Source organism: Streptomyces gardneri, assembly GCF_006539185.1.
GTDB lineage: Bacteria > Actinomycetota > Actinomycetes > Streptomycetales > Streptomycetaceae > Streptomyces > Streptomyces gardneri.
The window spans coordinates 416,676-436,248 of sequence record NZ_BJMN01000005.1 but is presented as its reverse complement, the minus strand read 5'-3'; the positions used below and the strand labels follow the sequence as shown (position 1 = coordinate 436,248).

Sequence of the window (19,573 nt, the reverse complement as noted above, 5' to 3'; positions counted from 1 at the left end):
CATGGCCGAGTTCACGATGCCCTCCCTCGGCGCCGACATGGACGAAGGCACGCTCTCCCAGTGGCTGGTGCACCCCGGCGACCGGGTGGCGCGTGGCGACGTCATCGCGGTCGTCGAGACCGCCAAGTCCGCGATCGAGGTGGAGTGCTTCGAGAACGGTACGGTCGACACCCTCCTCGTCGACGAGGGCACCACCGTGCCAGTGGGCACCCCGCTGGCCCGTATCGGCACGACCGCCGAAAGCGAACCCACCGCAGACCGGCCCCCGTCGACGCCCCTGGTCCGCCGACTCGCCCAGGACCGGCACGTCGACCTCGCCGCCGTCCATGGTTCGGGCCCGGGAGGCAGGATCACACGCGCGGACGTGGAGCATGCGGAACCGGAATCTGCGCGAGCACCGGAGCACGACACGACCGTCGGCCCCTCAGAGCCCACTCACACCGGGATCAGGCGGCAGCCGGCCACGAAGCCGGCGCGACGGAAGCGGAGCCGAAGCGGGGCCGAGGCGCAGTCCGCGCCGACGGCACGGCCGCCGAGGCCGGTGCGCAGCGACGACTCGACCGGGGAGCGTCAGGCTCCGCAGCGCGTGAGGTCCTCACCGCTCGCGCGGCGGTTGGCCACGGAGCTCGGCGTCGACATCGCCGAGGTGACCGGCACGGGCCAGGGCGGCACCGTCCGCGCGAAGGACGTCCGTTCCGCCGCAGCCGCCGAGGGTGCAGCGCAGACGGCCGTCCCGAATGTGGCACAGGCGGCAACCGCCCGGCTCATGAGCCGATCCAAGCGAGAGATCCCGCACTTCTACCTCTCCACGACCGTGGACATGGCAGCGGCCCTCAAGTGGATGCACGCCCGGAACCGCGAACTGCCCTTGTCCGCCCGTCTGGTGCCCGCCGCACTCCTGTTCAAGGCCGTCGCGCTGGCAGCGCGGAAGGTGCCCGAGCTCAACGGGCACTGGGTCGACGACGGCTTCGTCCCGGCGGAGGACGTACGCCTGGGCGTCGCCGTCTCCCTGCGGGGCGGTGGCCTTGCAGCCCCGGCCCTCGCCCACGCCGACGCGCTCTCCGTGGCCGAGATGATGGCCGCGCTCAAGGACCTGGTGGCGCGGACGCGGGGCGGACGGCTCCGGGCGTCCGAGACCGCCGACCCCAGTCTCACCGTCACGAACCTCGGCGACCAGGGCGTCGAGGCCGTGTTCGGGGTCATCTACCCGCCGCAGGTCGCGCTCGTCGGCCTCGGCCGGATCGTCGAGCGACCGGTGGCCGTGAACGGCCTGCTCGGAGTACGTCCCGTGGTGACGGCAACGCTGTCCGCCGACCACCGAGCCGCCGACGGCGCCACCGGCGCGCGCCTCCTCACCACCATGGACAAGCTCCTGCAACAACCGGAGGAACTGTGAACCACGACCAGGCGAAGGCGTTCGTCCGGCAAGCCGTGCAGCGTGTCGTCCCCGACGCCGACTTCACCGGGCTCGATCCCGGCGTGTCCCTGCGGGACACGTTCGAGCTGGATTCGCTGGACTTCCTCGAGTTCGTCGAAGCCCTCGCCGAACTCAGCGGCACGGAACTCACCGAGGACGACTATCCGGTCCTCGACACCTGGGACGGCTGTGCCGCTCGCCTGGTGGCCGAGGCCAGTACGTCCACACAGGGAAGGAGCGGATGATGCGCCACCGCAGGATCGACCAGCTGATGACCCGTGAGGTGGTGAGTGTCCGCGGCGACACCCCGTTCAAGGAGATCGCCCGCACGCTCTCGCAGCACCGGGTGACCGCTGTGCCCGTGGTGGACGGCAACGGCCGGGTCCTGGGGGTGGTGTCGGAGGGCGATCTGCTGCGCAAGACCGCCGACCAGGCCGCCGCGCCGAGTGGCATGCCGGCCGTTCCGGACCTGGAGACATGGGAGCGGGCGAAGGCGGAGGGAACACGGGCCGAGGAGCTGATGTCCGCCCCCGCGGTGTGCGCCCGTCCGGACTGGACCGTGGCCGAGGCGGCACGACTCATGGAGGTCCAGAAGGTCAAGCGGCTCGTCGTCGTCGACGGTGACGACCACCTGCTGGGCATCGTGAGCCGCCGCGACCTCTTGGGCATCTACCTCCGCGAGGACGATGACATCCGCCGGGAGATCGTCGAGGACGTGCTCGGCGACACCCTGCGTCTCGAACCGGCCGCCCTTGCCGTCGACGTGCACGACGGGCGGGTGGAGCTCCGCGGGAGGCTGCCGTTCCGTGGCATGCTGCCGGCGATCGAGCGGATGTGCGCCACAGTGGACGGCGTGGTCACCGTCTCCGGCACCCGTCTCGCGTACGACGTCGACGACACCGAACGAGGAGGTGGACGATCATGACGCGGAGCATCGTGGTCGGCCTGGACGGTACGGAACAAGCGAAGGCAGCCGCGGAGTGGGCCGCCGTGGAGGCGCTGCTGCGCGGCACGGACGTGCATCTGGTGCACGCGAGGGAACCAGGACCAGAGGCCGCTCTGTCGCTCGTGGAGTGGGAGTCCGAGGAGCCGTGGGCCCGAGAGATGATGGCGCGCATCGCCGGTGAGCTGCGTGAGCGTCACCCCGGCCTCTCGGTGACCTCACGGCTGCTGCCCTCGGGGCCCGTGCCGGGTCTCGTCGCCGCGGCCGAGGAGAGCGAGCTGCTGGTCCTCGGCTCGCGGGCGCTGGGCACCGTGGCCGGATACCTGCTCGGCTCGGTCGGCCTGACGGTCGCCGGTGTCGTCGAGCGTCCCGTCGTGCTCGTGCGGGCCGTCAGCGCGGCGAGCACTCCACGGGGCCCCGTCGTGGTCGGGGCCGACGTGCGGCAGCCCGTGGACTCCGTTCTGGGCTTCGCCTTCGAGGAAGCCGCCCGGCGGCACACCCAGGTCCTCGTCGTGTACGTACAGCAGCTCCCGCTGCACGCGGGAATGGGGCCCGCGATGGTCCCGGACTTCCGGATTTCCATGGTTCCGGAGATCAAGCGTTCGGTGGAGGTCATGCTGGACCCCTGGCGGGCGAAGTATCCCGACGTCGAGGCGGTCGCCCGCGTGGCGGTCGGGTCGGCCGGACTAGAACTGGTGGCGGTCGCCCGGGAGGCCTCCCTCGTGGTGGTGGGCCGGCGTACCCGCCACTCGAAGCTGGGCGCGCACATCGGCAGCGTGGCCCATGCAGTCCTGCACCACAGCCCGGTTCCCGTGGCCCTCGTGCCCCACGCCTGAGCCCAGTACCGATCAGTCGTCGGACACCGTCGGACGCAGCCGAACCGCCGTGACCTTGTACTCCGGACACGAGGTCACGGTGTCGGCGTGCTCCGAGGTGAGGGAGTTGACGCCGCTGGCCGGGAAGTGGAACGCGCAGAAGACCTGCCCGGGGACGATTTCCGTCCCGACGCGGGCGACCAGTCGCGCCTTTCCGTGACGGCTCTCGACGGTGACTTGGGTGCCGTCCCGGACACCGAAGCGGGCGGCGTCCTCCGGGTGCAGGTCCAGACGGTCGGACGCGTCGAGAAGAAGGTTGCCGCCTCGCCGGGTCATGCTCCCGGAGTTGTAGTGGGCCCATCGGCGCCCGGTGACGAGCACCAGAGGATAGTCGTGATCCGGTTCTTCGCCCGGCGGTAGATAGGGGGCCGCCGACAGATGGGCGCGTCCGTCGGGGGTGGCGAACCCCTCCACGTACAGGGTGGCTTCGCCCGGCCGGTCCGGTGCGGGGCAGGGCCAGGGCACCGCCCCCTCCCGGTCGAGCCGCTCGTGCGACAAACCCGCGAAGAGAGGTGTCACACGTCCGCACTCCGCGAGGGCTGCCGCTGGGGTGGGGCAGCCCAGGTCGGCACCGAGGGCATCGGCGACGGCGTGCACGACCTGGAAGTCGGAGCGTGCCGTGCCCGGAGGTTTCACCGCGGGTCGTACGCGCTGGAAGCGGCGGTCGAAGTTGACGAAGGTCCCGTTCTTCTCCAGCCAGGAGGCCACGGGCAGGACGACATCGGCATGCCGGGCGGTCTCACCGAGAAAGAGCTCGTTGACCACGACCAGGGGGCAGGCGTCGAGGGCCTCGGCCACGCGCCGGCTGTCCGGATCGGTGGCGCACACGTCCTCACCGATGATCCACAGCGCCCGCAGGCGGCCTTCCCGGGCTGCTACGAACATCTCGGGTATGCGCAGCCCCGGCGTCGGTGAGACCGGCCGGCCCCACACCGCCTCGGCGCGGGCGCGGGCCTCCAGGTCGGTGACCCGGCCGTAGCCCGGGAGCAGGTCGGGCAGGGCACCCATGTCGGAGGCGCCTTGCACGTTGTTCTGGCCGCGCAGGGGGCTGATGCCGAACCCCCGGCCGGTGCCTCCGACAGCACCACGGAGGATGGGGAGGTTCGCCAGGGTGCGGACGCCGTCGGTGCCGTGCAGGTGCTCGGTGACACCGAGCCCGTACAGAACAGCCGGACGCTCGGCGAGGCCGTAAAGCCGGGCGGCTGTCCTGATGTCGGCAGCGGGGACTCCGGTGATCCTGGCGACCCGCGCGGGCGGGTAGTCGGCCAGCAGGTCGGCGAGTTCGTCCAGTCCGGTGGCCCGGTCGCGGAGGAAGCTCGGGTCGGTCATGCCTTCGTCGACGAGGACGTGGGCGAGGCCGTGGAAGAGGGCGACGTTCGTACCAGGGCGCGGACGCAGGTGCACGTCGGCATGGCGGGCAAGACCCACGGCACGGGGGTCGGCCACGATCAGGGAGGCGCCCGCGAGCGCCCGCTGGAGGAGGCGGGCACCGACGACGGGGTGGGCCTCGACGGGATTGGCGCCGACGACCAGGAGACAGTCGGCGGTCTCGACGTCGTCGAAGGGGTCGGTGCCGCCGGCGCGTCCGAAGGAAGCGGTAAGGCCGGCAGCGGAAGGGGCATGGCACAGGCGGGAGCAGTTGTCGACGTTGTTGGTGCCGATGACGGTCCGCAGGAGCTTCTGGACGAGGTAGTTCTCCTCGTTGGTGGCACGGGCGGAGGAGATCGCGGCGACCGAGTCGGGTCCGCCGTCGAGGACGGCCGCGCGCAGGCCGTCGGCGATCCGGGTCACCGCCTCGTCCCAGGTCGCCGGTCGTAGTTCGCCGTTCTCCCGGATCAGGGGCTCGGTGAGACGTTCGGCTGAGCCGAGGTATCCGTGCGCGAAGCGGCCCTTGACGCAGGCGTGGCCCCGGTTGACCGGCCCGTCCCGAGCAGGGAGCACGGCAGCGACACGGTCCTCGCGGACGACGACGTCGAGGGTGCAGCCGACCCCGCAGTAGCCACAGGTGGTGCGTACGCGGTCGGCGGGGGCTTGACGTGAGGTGAGGCCCTGACCGGTTCCGGGCTGGGTGATCGCTCCCGTGGGGCAGGTGTCGACGCAGCCGCCGCAGGACACGCAGTCGGAGTCGGCCCAGGGGCCGCCGGTCCCCGGGGCGACGACCGTGTCGGCACCACGTCCGGTGAGGGTGAGGGCGAAGGTGCCCTGGACGTCCGAGCACATGCGGACACAGCGCCCACACGCGATGCACAGGTCCCGGTCGAGTTGGACGTACGGGTGACTTTCGTCCCGTCCGCGCGTGGGCTCACCGGCGGCCGTGTCCACCGGGATCCCCAAGTCCCGGCAGGACTCTGCCAGTTCACTGTGTGTGCTGGCGGCGAGTGCGTGCGGTGGGAGCGCAGAGGCGATCAGGGCGACCGCGTCCCGGCGCAGGTTCCGCACGTCCTCATCGGCGGTGTCGACGGTGAGGCCCGACGTCGCGGGCGTGACGCAGGCGGCGACGGTTCGCCCGTCGGCGCGGACCAGGCAGGTCCGGCAGGAGCCGGCCGGCCGGAGACGGTCGTCGTGGCAGAGGGTGGGCAGTTCGGCTCCGGCGGCACGTACCGCGTCGAGCAGTGAGGCCCCGGGGGGCAGTTCGACCGAAACGCCGTCGACCTGGAGCCGTGTCATCGGTTCCATCCTTCCAGGGCCGGCCCGAATGCACGGGCGAGGCTTCGGACGGCGGCGGGGACACGGCGGCCGAAGGCGCAGAGGCTCGCCTCGCCCATCAGCCGTGCCAGTCGTTCGTAGGACTCCCCCGGCCCACCCTGCCCCTGCGCGAGTTCGAGTCCTCGCCTGGTGCCGATTCGGCAGGGCGAGCAGGCCCCGCAGCTCTCGTCTGCGGCGAACTCCCATATGTGTCGGAAGAGTTCGTACGGGTCGACGGAGGCATCGAAGGCGACCATCCCGGCGTGCCCGAGGGCGGCGCCGTGCTCGGCGAGTGATGCCGTGGTGAGCGGGACGTCGAGCGCACGCCCGGCGAGGAAGCCGCCGAGGGGGCCGCCGATCTGAAGGGCGACGAGCTCGCGGCCGTCCTTGAGGCCACCGCCCAACCCGGTGACGATCTCGTCCACGGGTGTGCCGAGTTCGACCTCGTAGGCCCCGGGTCGGGCGAACCGCTCGGACAGGCACACCAGTTTGGTGCCGGTCTCGTCCGGTACACCGCGTCGAGCATAGGACGCTCCGCCGTGGGCGACGATCCAGGGCACGGCCGCCAGGGTCTCCACGTTGTTGACCACCGTCGGCGCGTCCCACAAGCCATGGTCCGTGGGGTAGGGGGGCCGCGGGCGCGCACAGCCGCGAGCGCCTTCGAGGCGGGCGATGAGGGCGGTCTCCTCGCCGGCGACATAGGACCCGGCTCCTTCGACGATCTCCACGAACGGCGAGGGACCGGCTGTCTCGACCGAGGCAGCCAGGTCCCCCGCCTCCGTCGCGCGTTTGACCGCCCGCCGGAGCCGGGCCATGGCCTTCGGATACTCGGAGCGCACCAGAACGGTCCCGCGCCGGGCGCCGCATGCGAAGCAGGCCAGGGCGAGTCCCGCGAGGACGCGCTCGGGGTCCTCCTCCATGAGCAGCCGGTCGGCGTACGAGCCCGGGTCGCCCTCGTCCCCGTTGGCGACGACGACCGTGTCCGGCTTTCCCGCCGCTGCTGCCCACTTGTCGGCCACCGGAAATCCAGCGCCGCCTCGCCCGCGCAGTCCCGAGACGGCGGTCTCCTCCCGTACGTCCTCGGGCCGCAGCCCGGCCACCGCCCCGCGCCAGACGTCCCAGGCGTGCTGCCCTCCTACGATGCCGGCAAGTAGAACCGGCGAACCGGTGGTGTCGGCTGCGGGGATGCCCGGCGCGCGCGGATCCGTCCGCCCGGCGAGTTGGTGGGCCAGGTCCGGGCCCGTGCAAGGCAGGGTGCCGTCGAGGGCGGCGGGGCCCGCGTAGCAGTAGCCGAGGCAGTGCACCGCCTGCAGCGAGGTCGCACCCGTCTCGTCGACCGTGCCCGCCACCACTCCGAGGGCCTGTTCGACTTCAGCCAGATGCTCCCCGCCCCGTGCGGCGAAGCACGCCGTCGCGGTGCACACGCGCACGTGCCGCTCGCCGCGCGGGGCGGCGAGATCGGCGAAGAAGGTGGCGGGGCCGAGCCCCGCGGCGGCCGGCAGTCCGGCTGCCGCCGCGACCTGGGGCGCCCACGCCTCGGGCCTTTCGGCGGTGCCCGACCTGGCGCGCTCCAGTGCGCCCGGCAGCAGTCCCCCGCGCCCTCCGTGCCGTGCGGTCAGCTCACGGAGCGTGTCTGGGCGTCCACCCGGGTCCCCGGGCATCCGACCGGTCATGCTCCCAGGGTGACCGGCGGCGCTCCCGCTCGCATCCCGGTCGGTCACGGGGGTCACGGTTCCGAGCTGCGCAGGGCGGTCAGGCGCCGACGGTACTCCTCCTCGTCGATCTCACCGCGCGCCAGTCGCTCGCCCAGGATCTGCTCTGCCGACATGGAGGGCCGAGACCCCGACGGCCGTTCGCCGGCACGGTCCAGTGTGCGGAAGAGCATCACCGCAACGGTGATGAGAAGGCCCCAGAACAGCACCATCCCGGCTGACATGGCGAACCAACCCCATCCGTTCATGCCGTCGCCGTACCAGAACATCATCGCCACTCACACTCCCGACGGCCTGACCGGCAGGAGCCGGACGCTCCCACCACCGGCGTGTCCGCCGCTACCACCGTGCCCAGCCCCACGACGCTTCGCACAGGGGCCGACCGGCCCCTGGCAGGGGGCCGGACGGTCGCGGAAGGGAACGAGTGGCCCCTGGAGCCGGGGCCCCGGCGGCCGGAGGGTGGGGAACAGCAGTGCTCACGACGCCCATGCGGATCACTGCCGGGAGGCCACCATGGTCCGGAACACGGGGAGCCGGCCGGTCGCGGATACGCCGCAACCGTGGCAGATGCTGCTCCTCGCCACCACCGGGTTCACCCTCTGCTTCTGGGCATGGGCACTGCTGGCCCCGCTCGGCCCACGGCTGCGGGACGACCTCGACCTCAGCTCCTTCGAGCAGTCGCTGGTGGTCGCCGTGCCCGTGGTGGTCGGCGCGCTCGGCCGGATCCCTGCGGGGGCGCTGACGGACCGCTGGGGTGCACGCAGGGTCTTCCCCCTCGTCGCGGCCCTGACGATCCTCCCCGTGCTGTACCTGGGTCACCTGGCCGACTCGCTTGCCGAGGTGCTCGCCGGTGGCTTCCTCCTAGGGCTCGGGGGAACGGCCTTCGCTGTCGGCGTGCCGTTCGTCAACGCCTGGTATCCACCCGCACGGCGGGGCGTCGCCCTCGGAATCTTCGGCATCGGCACCGGTGGAACGGCCCTGTCGGCGTTCACCACCGTCCAGCTCGCCGACGCCGTCGGACGTGCCTTCCCGTTCGATCTCGTGGCCGGCTGCCTCGCCGTGTACGCCGGGGTGGCCTGGTTCCTGCTCCGCGACAGGCCGGGGCGCGCAACGGCGGCGGGGTCGCTGTTCTCGCGCACGGCACTGGCCATGCGTACAGCGGCCACCTGGCAGCTGGCGTTCCTGTACGCCGTCTCCTTCGGCGGATTCGTCGCGTTCAGCGTCTACCTGCCGACCTACCTCACCAGGGCCTACGAGCTCGGCCGCTCCGACGCGGCACTGCGCACCGCAGGATTCGTCGTCCTCGCCGTGGCGATGCGGCCCGTGGGCGGCTGGCTGTCGGACCGTACCCAGCCCATACCCGTACTGACAGCCTCGTACGGGCTCGTCTCCGTGTGCGCACTGCTCGCGGCGTTCGAGGCGGACCTGGTCCCCGTGGGAACGGCGGCCTTCTTCGGCATGGCCGCCGGCCTGGGAGCCGGATCCGGGGCCGTCTTCGCGCTCGTCGCTCGTCTGGTTCCGGCCGAGCGGGTCGGCTCGGTGACGGGAGTGGTCGGGGCGGCGGGCGGTCTCGGAGGCTTCTTCCCACCCCTCGTGATGGGAACGGTCGACAGTGTGGCGCACGATTACACGTGGGGGTTCATCCTCCTCGCCGTCACCGCGACGGGCGCGGGAGCTTTGGCCGCCACTGCCGTCCGGCGACGCGCCCGGGCGACCGCGGGCACCTGACTGCGGCGGCGAAGCCGTTCAAGCGGGGGCTCGCGGACCCGACGATTGGGCCCTTCGGCCCCTCCCCAGGGCCTGGGTGGCCGTAGCTTCCTGTTCCCTCCGGAGGATGGTATGGAAGGCATGAACACCGACCGGGCACTCCTCGTCGCCACCGGGGTAAGCAAGATCTACCGGACGGGCTCCGTCGAGGTCACCGCCCTGCTCGACCTGGATCTCCTCGTGCACCACGGAGAGATGGTGGGAGTCATGGGACCGTCCGGTTCCGGAAAGACCACCCTGCTGAATTGTCTGTCGGGGCTCGACGACATCGACGGCGGCCGGGTGGAGGTCGACGGCCACGATCTGTTCGCCATGTCGGACGCGGCACGCACGGAGCACCGGGCCCACACCATGGGGTTCGTCTTCCAGGCGTTCAACCTCATACCGGTCTTCTCCGCGGTGGAGAACGTCGAACTGCCCCTGTTGCTCGTGGGCACGCGGCCGCGTGAAGCGCGTCGCAGGGCTCTGGAGATGCTCGACCGGGTGGGCCTCGGTCACCGGGTCGAGCACCGGCCGAGCGAGATGTCCGGCGGTGAACAGCAGCGGGTGACGATCGCCCGCGCCCTGGCCGGGCGGCCCGCCATCGTGTGGGCGGACGAGCCCACCGGGAACCTCGACAGCGCGATGGCCGACCAGGTCATGGACCTGCTGTGCGAGCTCAACCGGGACGAGAGCCAGACGATCGTCCTGGTCACCCATGACAGCGCCATCGGCGCCCGTGTCCCCCGACTGATCCGGATGCGCGACGGGCAACTGGTCGACGATGTCCGCCAGACCGTCACCGCCCCGGCCATGACCCGCGACATCCCACGGGGCTGACCATGTACCCGAACCTCCTCGTTCCGCTGCTCATCGCCCTCGCGCTCGCTCTGGCGGCCCTCGTGGTGGTCGCCGTCCGGCAGCCGGTGTCACGGCGGCTGGCCTTCCGGCAGGTCGCCCGCCGGCGCACCGAGGCAGCGCTGGTGATCGGCGGATCGATGCTCGGAACGGCCATCGTCATCGGAGCCCTGGTCGTCGGCGACACCCTGAACTTCTCCGTACGCCAGGAGGCGTACGGCACCCTGGGACCGGTGGACGAGCGCGTCGTCGCACCCCCCGGACCGACCGGGCGCGCCGTGACCGAGCGGCTGGCCGCCCTGGCGGGCGACCCCGACGTCGACGGCGTCCTGAACGCCCAGGCCACCCAGGCATCGGCCGTCAGCACCGCCGACGACCGTACGGCCGCGGAACCGCGCGTCCTGGCCTGGCAGATGGACTTCGACAAGGCCGCACGCTTCGGCGGACCGGGTGGAGACTCCGGTCTCGGCGGACCGAACCCGAAGCCCGGCCAGGTCGTGGTCAACGAGCCGCTGGCCCAGTCCCTCAGCGTGGGAGCCGGGGATCCGATCACGGTGTACCTGTTCGGGACACCGCAGACATACCGGGTCGAGCGCGTGGTCCCGGAGCAGGGCCTTGCCGGTGTGGGGCTGGGCGGCAGGCTGAACCGTGATGTGTTCCTGCCACCGGAGGCCCTGGACTCCGCCGCCCGGGCCGCCGGCGCGGAGCCGCGCTCGGTCACCTTCGTGTCCAATCGAGGCGGCGTCGAAAGCGGCGAAGCCCTGACCGACCGCGTGACCACCGACATCCGGCAGGCACTGGGCCCGCTCGCCGGTCAGACAGCGATCGACACGCCGAAGCACACGGTCCTGCGGGACGCCAAACAGGCCGGGGACTCCCTCGGAGCCCTCTTCCTGATGATCGGCAGTTTCAGCATCATCGCGGGCGCGCTGCTTCTGGTGAACATCTTCGTGATGCTCGGCGAGGAGCGGAAGTCCCAGATGGGCATGGTGCGGGCGGTGGGGATGAAGCGCTCGCGTCTTGTCGGGTCCTTCACCCTCGAAGGCGCCACCTACGCGTTGCTGTCCGCCCTGCCAGGCGTGGCCCTTGGCGTCGCCGTCGGCTGGGGCGTCGCCGTGGTGGCGGCACAGATCTTCCAGGGCTGGTCGGTAGGCGGAAGCAGCCTCCGCATCGCTTTCGCCATCACCCCCACCAGCGTCCTCAACGGACTGGCCATGGGCCTGCTCATCGCCTTCGCCGCCATCCTCGCGACCAGCGTGCGCATCAGCAGGTTCAACATCATCGCCGCCATCCGCGACCTCCCCGCCACGCCCGGACAGCGACCACGCCGCCGACTGCTCGCGGTCTCCACCACACTGGCGGTCCTGTGCGCACTCGTGGCAATCCCGGCCGTGGCACGCAGCCAGCCCGACGCGACGTACCTCATGCCGGCGCTCGCCCTCGCCTTCGCCACTCCGGCACTGCTGCGAGTCCTCCCCCGTCACACGGTCACCACCCTGGTTGCCGGAGCCGTGCTCGCCTGGACACTCCTCGCACCCGTCATACGCCCCCGGATCTTCGACACGCCTTCGATGTCCGTGTACGTCATCCAAGGTGCCCTGGCCGCGTTCTCCGCCGTGGTGCTCGTCAGCGACAACCAGAAGACCTTGCTACGCCCCGTAAGGCGACTCCTCCAGCGCCCGACGGAGGGCGGCCTGGCGGCGCGACTCGCCGTCGCGTACCCGCTGGCCAAGCGATTCAGGACCGGGGCGACGCTGGTGATGTACACCTTGATCGTGTTCGTCCTCGTCCTCCTGACGGAGATCTCGGGCATCATCCGCGCCGGAGTCGACGGGGTCGTCACCGATGCCACCGCCGGATACTCCCTGCGTCTGGACTACAACCCCCAGGTCGCCGGCGACCGACTCCTCTCCGATCTCCGCAGCGGCCCGTCCGCCCCCGGGATCGCCGCCGTCACACCACTGCTCAATGCCACAGGGCGGGCCACCGATCCGGGACACCGAAGCCCTCAACCGCTGGACACCGCCGTCGTCGGCGTACCCGACGGAGCGATCACCGGCATCACGTTCCGGGAGCGGCTGCCCGGCCTGAACAACGACGCCGCCGTATGGCAGGCCCTCGCCTCCGACCCCCGTTACGTCGTGCTCGACGGCTTCTTCGGCAGCACGGGCGGCCCGGCCGGCGACTACTACGATCCCGGGGACACCCTCACCCTGACGGATACGCGGACGGGCCGCAGCGAGCAGAAAGTCATCGCCGGCGTGCTGAGCAACGGGTTGGTCTTCTACCCGGGCACCGGCGCCAGTTCGACCACGTACCCCGTCGTGCTGGGCGAGCAGGCGACGCGCGAGCTCTTCGGCACCCAGGCACAGAACGCCTCCGCACTGGTGCGCACCAGCCCCGGAACTTCCCCCGACGCCCTGGCGACCCAGCTGCAGGGCGAGCAGCTCTCGTCCAGCCTGGTCGCCACACCCATAGAGTCGGACATCCGCCAACAGTTCGACTCCAGCACCGCTTTCTTCCAACTCATGCAGGGCTTCCTCGCCCTGGGCCTCGGCGTGGGCATCACCGGCCTCGGCGTCGTCATGGTCCGGGCCGTACGCGAACGCCGCCGCACCATCGGCATCCTGCGGGCCCTCGGCTTCCGGGCACGGACCGTCCAGCGGTCCTTCCTGTGGGAGAGCTCCTTCATCGCCGTAGAGGGAATCGTCCTCGGATCGCTGCTGGGCGTCCTCACCACCTGGCTGATGTACAGCAACAGCGCCGCCTTCGAGGGCCTCGAAGGAGGTTTCCCGGTCGAATGGACCAGCATCTGCGGCCTGGCCGCAGCCACCTTCGCCGCATCGCTCCTGGCCACGATCGGGCCGGCGCGGCGCGCCGCCGCCATCCGCCCCGCGCTCGCGGTCCGCGTCACCGAATGAAGGGCACCCCTCGCGGACCGGGTCGGCGAGCGCTGATGACCGGCAGCCGGCGGGGTGGGTGGCGAAGGTTCGCAAAGAGCGTCTTCACACGGCGCCGCTCGATACCTTCCGTGAAATAGCCGCCGCGCGGACGCTGTGTCGCGCATCCCCACGAAGTACGTCCAGGAGCGCAGCCACCGACGCGGCGCGCTCCCACGCCACGTGCGTGGCGGCCACTGCCAAGGTCCGACGTACTCGTACGTCACTGTCCTTGGTCAGTCTCATAGCGAGATCCTGGTGGCGTTCCATGTGCTGCACAGACAGGACGGCGCTGGCTTGCCTAACACCGATGTGCTGATGCGTCGCGAGGAGGTTGGCGTCGATGTCTCCTGTGACATCGCTTCCGATCGCGCTGAGCGTGACAGCGGCTGCTTGCACGAGGGCGTTGTCATCACTGTGCAGGAGAACCAGCGCCTGGTCACGGACCCACTGCTTCTCCTCCAGGGCGGTAGCTGAAGCCGCGGCAAGGTACAGCCCTTGGCCGCGCAGCGACGCCGATACTGAGCCGACCTTGAAAGAGCTCAGCGGATGGGGCCTGCCGGTCACCCTTTCGTCGAGATGACTCCCGTCTCGTTCGCCGAGTACAAAAGGCTTGCTGAACTGGAACGTCGCGGGCTGGGTCTCTGTCGGCAGCTGGATCACCACATTCCGGGCCCCGCTGAGGGCGTCCTGTCGGTTGAGCGCCGCTTCTCGCGGGTCACGTGCGACTTCCAAGAGCTTGGCGAGGCACTTCTTCCGGTCCTCCTCGCCCAGGAACCCGACCAGGAAGGAATCGGAGACCATGCGCGTGCCGAACGCGACGCGGCGCGGATCTGGTTCCGGGCGCGCGAGGATGCGATCGCGCGCTTGAGCCGCTTGTTCACGGACGCTTGGGTGACCGGGGTCGAGTTCGGCGAGGATGACGTCGGCGAGAAAGAGCTTCTCGGCCACGAAACCTGCTGCTTTGACGCACAGTGCCCCGCGCTGTTCTTCGGTCAGGGGGCTCGGTGAAACCTCCTGGTCGGCAAGGCCCTTCCGGTAGGAACCGGCTCCCATGAGCCGGAGGACTGTGTCCTCCGTGATGAGGATCGATGACTTCTGAACACCGTGGCCGGCAAGGTCGAACAAGCGGGTGAGAGCGATGTAGGCCAGATCGTCGTGTGCGGAGGCGATATCGACGCAGGTGGTCGCGTGCTCGTCGTCGATGAAGCGGTAATGGCCTGGCTCACGGGGTACTTCCGAAGCCAAGAGATCGAGCAGGCGTGCGGCCTGTTCCTCAGTGCCGCGTGAGACCAGCGCACAAGCGCTCTTGACTGCCTGAATGGTGAGGCTCTGCGTCGGCAACTCGACCAGCTCACCGGCGAGGCCCCTTGTTGCCAGGTCGGTCAAATCGTCGAGCAGTCGGGCTGCGCGATCGTCCTGGATCAGGTCGGCCTGCGCTGCCACCAGTGCCGCCCGAGCATGGCGCACCCACCATGGTCCCTCATGTAGGGATTCGATCGGCAACAGACTGTCGCCTGCTGTCTCGGCAAGGCTTACAAGCTTCTTCGACTTGCCCGCCTGCTGGTAGTACGAGGCAGCCAACGAGGCTTCGCTGCTGTCGGTATACAGGTCTCCCAGAAAGTCGGCTGCCTCGGTTTCGTGGGCCCAGCTACCGGTTACGGCGCTGTCGGTGAGCCAGCACCGAGCGGAGAGAACCGCCTCGATGGGCTTCTTGCGCACCAAGGAGGACATTGCCTGCTCTCTTGGGTCCCGTACGCGGTCCAGTACGCGGCCCGACCCTGTCGCACGCAGCGCCTGGGCCAAACGGTGCTCGTCGTCGATCTCTGCAGTCAAAGGACCGTACTGAACGTTCACGGCACGAAGGGCGTAGAGCCAGTGGGCTGCCTCTTCGGTCAATCCCGCGTGGATGGCGTCGTGGACGGCTTCCCTCCAGGCGTCCGCAGCTTCTTCGGCTCGCCCTTCGAGGCAGCGCCTCCGCGCTTCTCGCGATTTGATGAGCGCCGCGTGGCGCCCCGGGACAGCACCCGTTCGGGCCGCGCTCAGGAGTGCCCGGCGCTCGGCACCGTCGTACTCGGCGCGTACAAGACGCAGCCTCATGACGATGTCATCGCTGTATTCGTCCTTGGCCTGGTGCTCGGCCTGCGCAATGGCGCCATCAATAAGGGATGTCTCCGCCCCCAGAGATCGGGGGCCATGGCGAACTGACGCTCGGCAAAGTGGAGGACCAAGAGCGGCTGGTATGCCGCCGGCTCGCCACTGGCTCCGTTCAGGGCCTCGGCAAACTTGTCGGACGCGCCACCGAGGGGGTGGAGGACAGCATCGACGGCCGCGCGAACGAGCCGTGCATGGTGTCCAATCGCCGCTGCATGATCCGTCCCGGCCGACTCCTCGCCGCGAGACAGATCGTCCAGAAGTCGTGAGAGTCTCCTCGGCTCGAACCGGTCGCCACTATGGAGCGCTGAGGCGGCGAGACCGCCGGCGAGTTCCGCAGCCTCGTGGAGCAGGCCGGATTCCCTGAGTGCCTCCAGCTGCCGACTCCTCAGCACGCTCGCATGTCCTCGGAAGCCGGCGTTCTCCAGTCGCCGGGCGAGTTCGCCGTACTTTCTGGCTGACTGATCCGGCGCCGACGCTCGCTCGGCTTCCGCTTCGCGCAGAAGTGGCCTCACGTCACTCGTCTTGAGAGGTCCGATGAGGATGCGGTCCGCCTGTTCCTGACGGTCAAGAGGAGGAGCAGGTACGCCCGGAAGGGGTGCCCCGGTACAGAACACCTCCGCCGTCTCGCGAGTCCAGAACCGGGCAACGACGTCAGCCTGGTAGCGGAGAAAGTCGTTGATCTGCTCGGCGCCCCACAGGTCCAGCTCGAGGTCCTCGTGCTCCCCCTGGAGAGTCGCCAGTTCGTCGGCCAGCTGGGTGCGCTCGGTCGAGGCGGAGGTGGCGACGATCAAATGGCCGGCGTCGAACGGCCGCCTTCCATGGGTGAACGTCTCCACCGCCTTCCTCAGGTCCCCCGCCGTGAACTCCTGGTAGTCCTTGCATTGGACGACGACGAACCGACCGTCCACATCCCGGCCGGCAAGGTCGATGCCGTACTGAGCCTGCCCCTGGACCCCGTAGCGGCGAAACCTGATCCCGCGGATGGCGAGGACGCGACTCGAGCTGCTGGACATGATCGCCTACATCGTTGCCCAGCGCGGCGGCAAGGTGGGCTTCGTGCTCGCCTCCGGTAGCGACATGTACGCCAAGGTCAGCTTCCTGCAGGCGCTCGGCATCAACACTGTCCCCATCTTCGGACGGACCCGGGAGGGAGTCCACAAGGACCGCTATTGGCGCTCGCTCCTCCACGACGGCGCTACCACCTTCCCGACCGGTGCCGACGCCGCGGCGGCGTTCGCCGACGACCAGTGCTACGTGGAGGAGCTGCGCCTGACCAGCAGAAGCGACCGGGCTCCGCTCCCCAGGGAGGAGCGGCCGTGCAGGGGCAAGCTCTTCGTGGACGGCCAGCGCGGTCGCCGGGACTGCCCGATCCTTTCGCGATGCCCTGCCCACGCAGCGGCTCGCCATGTGGCCGACGCCCAGGTGTGGGTGACCACCGCGGCCGGCCTGGCTTCCACGAAGATGCCGCAGTCCCAGATCGAGGTCCGCGTAGCCGAAGCGGCCCAGCATCACTTGGCCATTCTCCTGCTGGACGAGGCCGACACCGTGCAGCAGCAGTTCGACGACCAGTTCCTGCTGCACGAGATTCTCTCCCAACCCGGCAGGGGCTGGAGCCACCGCGTGGGGGACCGGATCGGACAGCGCTTGGAGCACTCGTGGTTCCTCGACCTCCGGGACCCCGAGGTGACGGCAGGCGACAAGCACTTCCGCCGCCACGACCAGGCGTTGACGGAGCTCTACCGGCTGATGATCGACCCGGCTGCCGACGACCTGAGCGCCCTCATCGCCGAGGGACCGTTCACCGGGTACAGCCTCCTGCGGCGCCTGGCCCGAAGCCTCCACGGCCTCGGCGAGGGCAACGACTTCGCCCGCAAGGCGGAACTGGAGGAAGCCTCCGACCGGTACTTCGAAGAGTACTTCGAGCCGCTGGTCACCGCCCCCTTCCAGGTGCCCGCAGTGAACTGGGCCGAGCTGATCGAGGCAATGACAGCGACCCACGACACCCTCATGTCCGCGCAGGAGGCCGCCGAGGCGTGGATCGAGGCCCACCAGCCGGTACTCGACGGCATCACGGCCCGGGGCACGCCGGCGGAGCTCGCCCAACTGTTGCAGGGCGGCTTGTGGGCCGCGCGCATCACCACATCGTTCTTCGAGGTCGCCCAGCGTCTGCCGGCCATCAGCCCAGCACAGATCGGAGACGGCGACGACTTCTGGAGCCGCCAGCCGCCCCGCGACCTGATGCCCTTCGTACCCGAACAGGCCACGGGAAACCTGATGGCTCTCCAGTGGCAGCCCAACCCCGCCGGCGACAGCGGGTCCTTCAGCATCCTGTGGCTGCGCGGTGTGGGCCGGTGGCTGCTGTACCACCTCCATGACCTCCTGGAGGCCGAAGGAATCCAGGGGCCCAACGTCGTCCTCGCCTCCGCAACCAGCTGGATGCCCGCCTCCCCCCGCTTCCACCTCGATGTCACCCCGAACCTGGTCCTACGCGAACCCGAGAAGGCCAGGGCGGCGCTGCTGGAAAGCAAGATGTTCTTCCGCCCACCCCGCTACCGCGACGGACGCCCCGTCTTCACCTCAGGCACCGGAGGTGACCCCACCCTCCACGCGCACGCCCTGTGTACCTCCGCCGACTGGATCTGCAACCCCGCCCCCGGTGCGCGGGAATCGCTGCTCCAACAGGCCCGCCAACGCCTGGCCAACGACCGCCAGCAGGTCCTGTTCACCGTGCAGAGCACCCGGGACGCCCAAACCGTCGCCGACTACATCAACCAGAAGACCCCGTACACGGCCCTCCACGTCATCCGAGACGACGACCCGCCCACCCGCCACAGCATCCCCCGGCGACGCCTTGCCACCTTCGCCGCCTCCGGGGCCGACATCCTCGTGGCAGCCGAAGGCGCCGTCCAACGCGGCCACAACATCCTCAACGCACGCCGCGTCGCGGCCCTCGGCGCCGTGTTCTACCTGGCCCGGATCCACCCACCCGCCGACGACGCAACCTTCCCACTCTCGCTCCTCAGCCGCGAAGCGATGCGCCGCCTTCGAAATCCTCTCGACGTCACCCTTGACCACGCCGACCCGGTCGACCTCGCGCGCAAGCTCCGCGGCAGCGAGCGTCGCCGTTGGCAGCGGCGGGTAGGCGAGCCCGTCCTGTTCACCCGACTCACCGACCCGATCGAGCACGCCGCGTTCGTCGGCAACTTTCTTGTTCCTCTCCACCAGACCCTCGGCCGTGGCATCCGCGGCAACGAGCCCGTGCTGGTCTACCTCTGCGACGCAGCCTTCGCCCCCCGCACCGCGAATCTCGACGACTCCGCCCCGGACACCCCCCGTACCAGCGTGATCGTCGCCGCACAGCAGCTCCTACACGGCTGGCTCACCGACCCCGGCCCCGCGGCCACGGTCGCCGAGCGGCTCGACCACGAACTCGCGAAGGCCTGTTGGGGCCTGGCTTCCCATCTTCTCGACAACATCGACTGGGGTCACCGCTGATGCCCGCCTACCGCAGCACCCAAGCCACCGTCCTCACCTTCACGCCGGAAGCCACCTGGCCCGTCACCGGCTACCGCACGACCTGCCCGCCGGGAATGCTCGCCCTCCTGGAGAAGGCGTGGGATACCCGGCCCGGCCGTCGTCCCCGCGGCGGACCCGACTACCTGCCCACCAAATCGCTACGGGACCTGCTCACCCTCATCGACCCCGACATCACCTCCGTGCAAACCAACCCCCGCGATCCCGCATGGCTCCGGGCCCGCACCGAGGTCGCCCCGGACCTCCTGCTGATCGCCCTGTCGGCATGGGCCTCGGCCCGCGTGGCACCCCACATGCCCGACACCGACTGGTACAGCCAACTCGAAGGCGCTGGCCAGCTGGAGTGGGTTTCCGAGGACCTGGACCTCACCCGCCATGGCCTTCATGCCAACGACACCGCCAACCCCCCGAGCCACGTCTTCAATCTCCTGCCCAGCCTCGTCGCCGAGCACCTCACCAGCAGCGGGCTCCAACTCCTGGGACACCACCGCGACCTGCGGCTCGGCCCCACCCGAGCAGACGGCCGCCGTACTCTGCACCTCGGCGCACCCGAGACCCTCACCGACGAAGACGGCTCGGCCGGAGCCAGCATGGACGTCCTGACCTTCCACCTCGAGACAGTGCCCGGCGTCCCCGCGCTCCACCTCCACGTCGACCTGAACATGACCCGCCTCGCGACGCGCCCGGTCGAGTACATCCCCCGCCGC

At 70.2% G+C, this 19,573-nt stretch carries 13 protein-coding genes and 1 pseudogene; 9 read left to right on the top strand and 5 right to left on the bottom strand.

Annotation, left to right across the window (positions count from 1 at the left end):
* The first annotated feature begins 1 nt into the window (after position 1).
* From SGA01_RS04290 to SGA01_RS04275, 4 genes are read left to right on the top strand one after another with little or no spacing between them, the layout of a single operon-like run.
* On the top strand, positions 2-1,396 hold the full coding sequence (locus tag SGA01_RS04290; protein WP_141293397.1) for a dihydrolipoamide acetyltransferase family protein: 1,395 nt from the start codon (positions 2-4) through the stop codon (positions 1,394-1,396).
* Positions 1,393-1,662 carry a phosphopantetheine-binding protein gene (locus SGA01_RS04285; protein WP_141293395.1) on the top strand — a complete coding sequence of 90 codons (270 nt, stop codon included), beginning with the start codon at positions 1,393-1,395 and terminating at the stop codon, positions 1,660-1,662. The genes SGA01_RS04290 and SGA01_RS04285 overlap by 4 nt, the downstream gene beginning before the upstream one ends.
* Positions 1,662-2,342, top strand: coding sequence for a CBS domain-containing protein (locus tag SGA01_RS04280; RefSeq protein WP_141293393.1), 681 nt, complete (start codon positions 1,662-1,664; stop codon positions 2,340-2,342). The genes SGA01_RS04285 and SGA01_RS04280 overlap by 1 nt, the downstream gene beginning before the upstream one ends.
* Entirely contained in the window at positions 2,339-3,196 is an 858-nt protein-coding gene (locus SGA01_RS04275) for a universal stress protein (RefSeq protein WP_141293392.1), read from the top strand. Before SGA01_RS04280 ends, SGA01_RS04275 begins: the two co-directional genes overlap by 4 nt.
* A 12-nt stretch (positions 3,197-3,208) precedes the next feature.
* Here the strand turns inward: SGA01_RS04275 and fdhF are convergent, their stop codons facing one another.
* The 3 genes from fdhF to SGA01_RS04260 are packed head-to-tail and all read right to left on the bottom strand — an operon-like array spanning position 3,209 to position 7,904.
* Complete coding sequence (fdhF, locus tag SGA01_RS04270) at positions 3,209-5,902, bottom strand: formate dehydrogenase subunit alpha (RefSeq protein WP_141293390.1); 2,694 nt, start codon at positions 5,900-5,902, stop codon at positions 3,209-3,211.
* A complete protein-coding gene (locus SGA01_RS04265; protein ID WP_229917911.1) occupies positions 5,899-7,593 on the bottom strand; it encodes an NADH-ubiquinone oxidoreductase-F iron-sulfur binding region domain-containing protein in 1,695 nt (564 codons plus the stop codon). Before SGA01_RS04265 ends, fdhF begins: the two co-directional genes overlap by 4 nt.
* A gap of 53 nt (positions 7,594-7,646) precedes the next feature.
* Entirely contained in the window at positions 7,647-7,904 is a 258-nt protein-coding gene (locus tag SGA01_RS04260; RefSeq protein ID WP_174867205.1) for an SHOCT domain-containing protein, read from the bottom strand.
* Between the two features lie 241 nt (positions 7,905-8,145).
* On the opposite strand from SGA01_RS04260, the gene SGA01_RS04255 reads away from it, so the two are divergent.
* The 3 genes from SGA01_RS04255 (at position 8,146) to SGA01_RS04245 (ending at position 13,157) form a co-directional block, all read left to right on the top strand.
* A complete protein-coding gene (locus SGA01_RS04255) occupies positions 8,146-9,360 on the top strand; it encodes an MFS transporter (RefSeq protein WP_141293388.1) in 1,215 nt (404 codons plus the stop codon).
* Positions 9,361-9,480: 120 nt separating this feature from the next.
* Complete coding sequence (locus SGA01_RS04250) at positions 9,481-10,218, top strand: ABC transporter ATP-binding protein (RefSeq protein ID WP_141293386.1); 738 nt, start codon at positions 9,481-9,483, stop codon at positions 10,216-10,218.
* A 2-nt stretch (positions 10,219-10,220) separates the two neighbouring features.
* Positions 10,221-13,157: an ABC transporter permease gene (locus SGA01_RS04245; protein WP_141293384.1), complete on the top strand. Its 2,937-nt coding sequence runs from the start codon at positions 10,221-10,223 to the stop codon at positions 13,155-13,157.
* An 84-nt stretch (positions 13,158-13,241) separates the two neighbouring features.
* On the opposite strand, the gene SGA01_RS04240 is transcribed toward SGA01_RS04245, so the two are convergent.
* Positions 13,242-15,275 (bottom strand): hypothetical protein, encoded by a 2,034-nt coding sequence (locus tag SGA01_RS04240; RefSeq protein WP_255325147.1) that lies wholly within the window; start codon positions 15,273-15,275, stop codon positions 13,242-13,244.
* Positions 15,272-16,345, bottom strand: coding sequence for a PDDEXK family nuclease (locus tag SGA01_RS04235; protein WP_141293382.1), 1,074 nt, complete (start codon positions 16,343-16,345; stop codon positions 15,272-15,274). Before SGA01_RS04235 ends, SGA01_RS04240 begins: the two co-directional genes overlap by 4 nt.
* On the opposite strand from SGA01_RS04235, the gene SGA01_RS04230 reads away from it, so the two are divergent.
* Together SGA01_RS04230 and SGA01_RS40855 are read left to right on the top strand one after the other, a co-directional pair.
* Positions 16,314-18,827: a hypothetical protein gene (locus tag SGA01_RS04230; RefSeq protein ID WP_141293380.1), complete on the top strand. Its 2,514-nt coding sequence runs from the start codon at positions 16,314-16,316 to the stop codon at positions 18,825-18,827. The genes SGA01_RS04235 and SGA01_RS04230 overlap by 32 nt on opposite strands.
* Positions 18,827-19,558 (top strand): annotated as a pseudogene (locus SGA01_RS40855) (pPIWI_RE module domain-containing protein); the annotation flags it as partial. The gene SGA01_RS04230 and the pseudogene SGA01_RS40855, both read left to right, overlap by 1 nt.
* Positions 19,559-19,573: the final 15 nt, after the last annotated feature.

Bases quoted from the DNA above. Each gene is read 5' to 3' on its own strand.
- SGA01_RS04290 (WP_141293397.1), top strand. From the start codon at position 2: ATGGCCGAGTTCACGATGCCCTCCCTCGGCGCCGACATGGACGAAGGC.
- SGA01_RS04280 (WP_141293393.1), top strand. From the start codon at position 1,662: ATGCGCCACCGCAGGATCGACCAGCTGATGACCCGTGAGGTGGTGAGT.
- SGA01_RS04275 (WP_141293392.1), top strand. From the start codon at position 2,339: ATGACGCGGAGCATCGTGGTCGGCCTGGACGGTACGGAACAAGCGAAG.
- fdhF (WP_141293390.1), bottom strand. From the start codon at position 5,902: ATGACACGGCTCCAGGTCGACGGCGTTTCGGTCGAACTGCCCCCCGGG.
- SGA01_RS04265 (WP_229917911.1), bottom strand. From the start codon at position 7,593: ATGACCGGTCGGATGCCCGGGGACCCGGGTGGACGCCCAGACACGCTC.
- SGA01_RS04260 (WP_174867205.1), bottom strand. From the start codon at position 7,904: ATGATGTTCTGGTACGGCGACGGCATGAACGGATGGGGTTGGTTCGCC.
- SGA01_RS04255 (WP_141293388.1), top strand. From the start codon at position 8,146: ATGGTCCGGAACACGGGGAGCCGGCCGGTCGCGGATACGCCGCAACCG.
- SGA01_RS04250 (WP_141293386.1), top strand. From the start codon at position 9,481: ATGAACACCGACCGGGCACTCCTCGTCGCCACCGGGGTAAGCAAGATC.
- SGA01_RS04245 (WP_141293384.1), top strand. From the start codon at position 10,221: ATGTACCCGAACCTCCTCGTTCCGCTGCTCATCGCCCTCGCGCTCGCT.
- SGA01_RS04240 (WP_255325147.1), bottom strand. From the start codon at position 15,275: ATGAGGCTGCGTCTTGTACGCGCCGAGTACGACGGTGCCGAGCGCCGG.
- SGA01_RS04230 (WP_141293380.1), top strand. From the start codon at position 16,314: ATGGCGAGGACGCGACTCGAGCTGCTGGACATGATCGCCTACATCGTT.
- SGA01_RS04235 (WP_141293382.1), bottom strand. From the start codon at position 16,345: ATGTCCAGCAGCTCGAGTCGCGTCCTCGCCATCCGCGGGATCAGGTTT.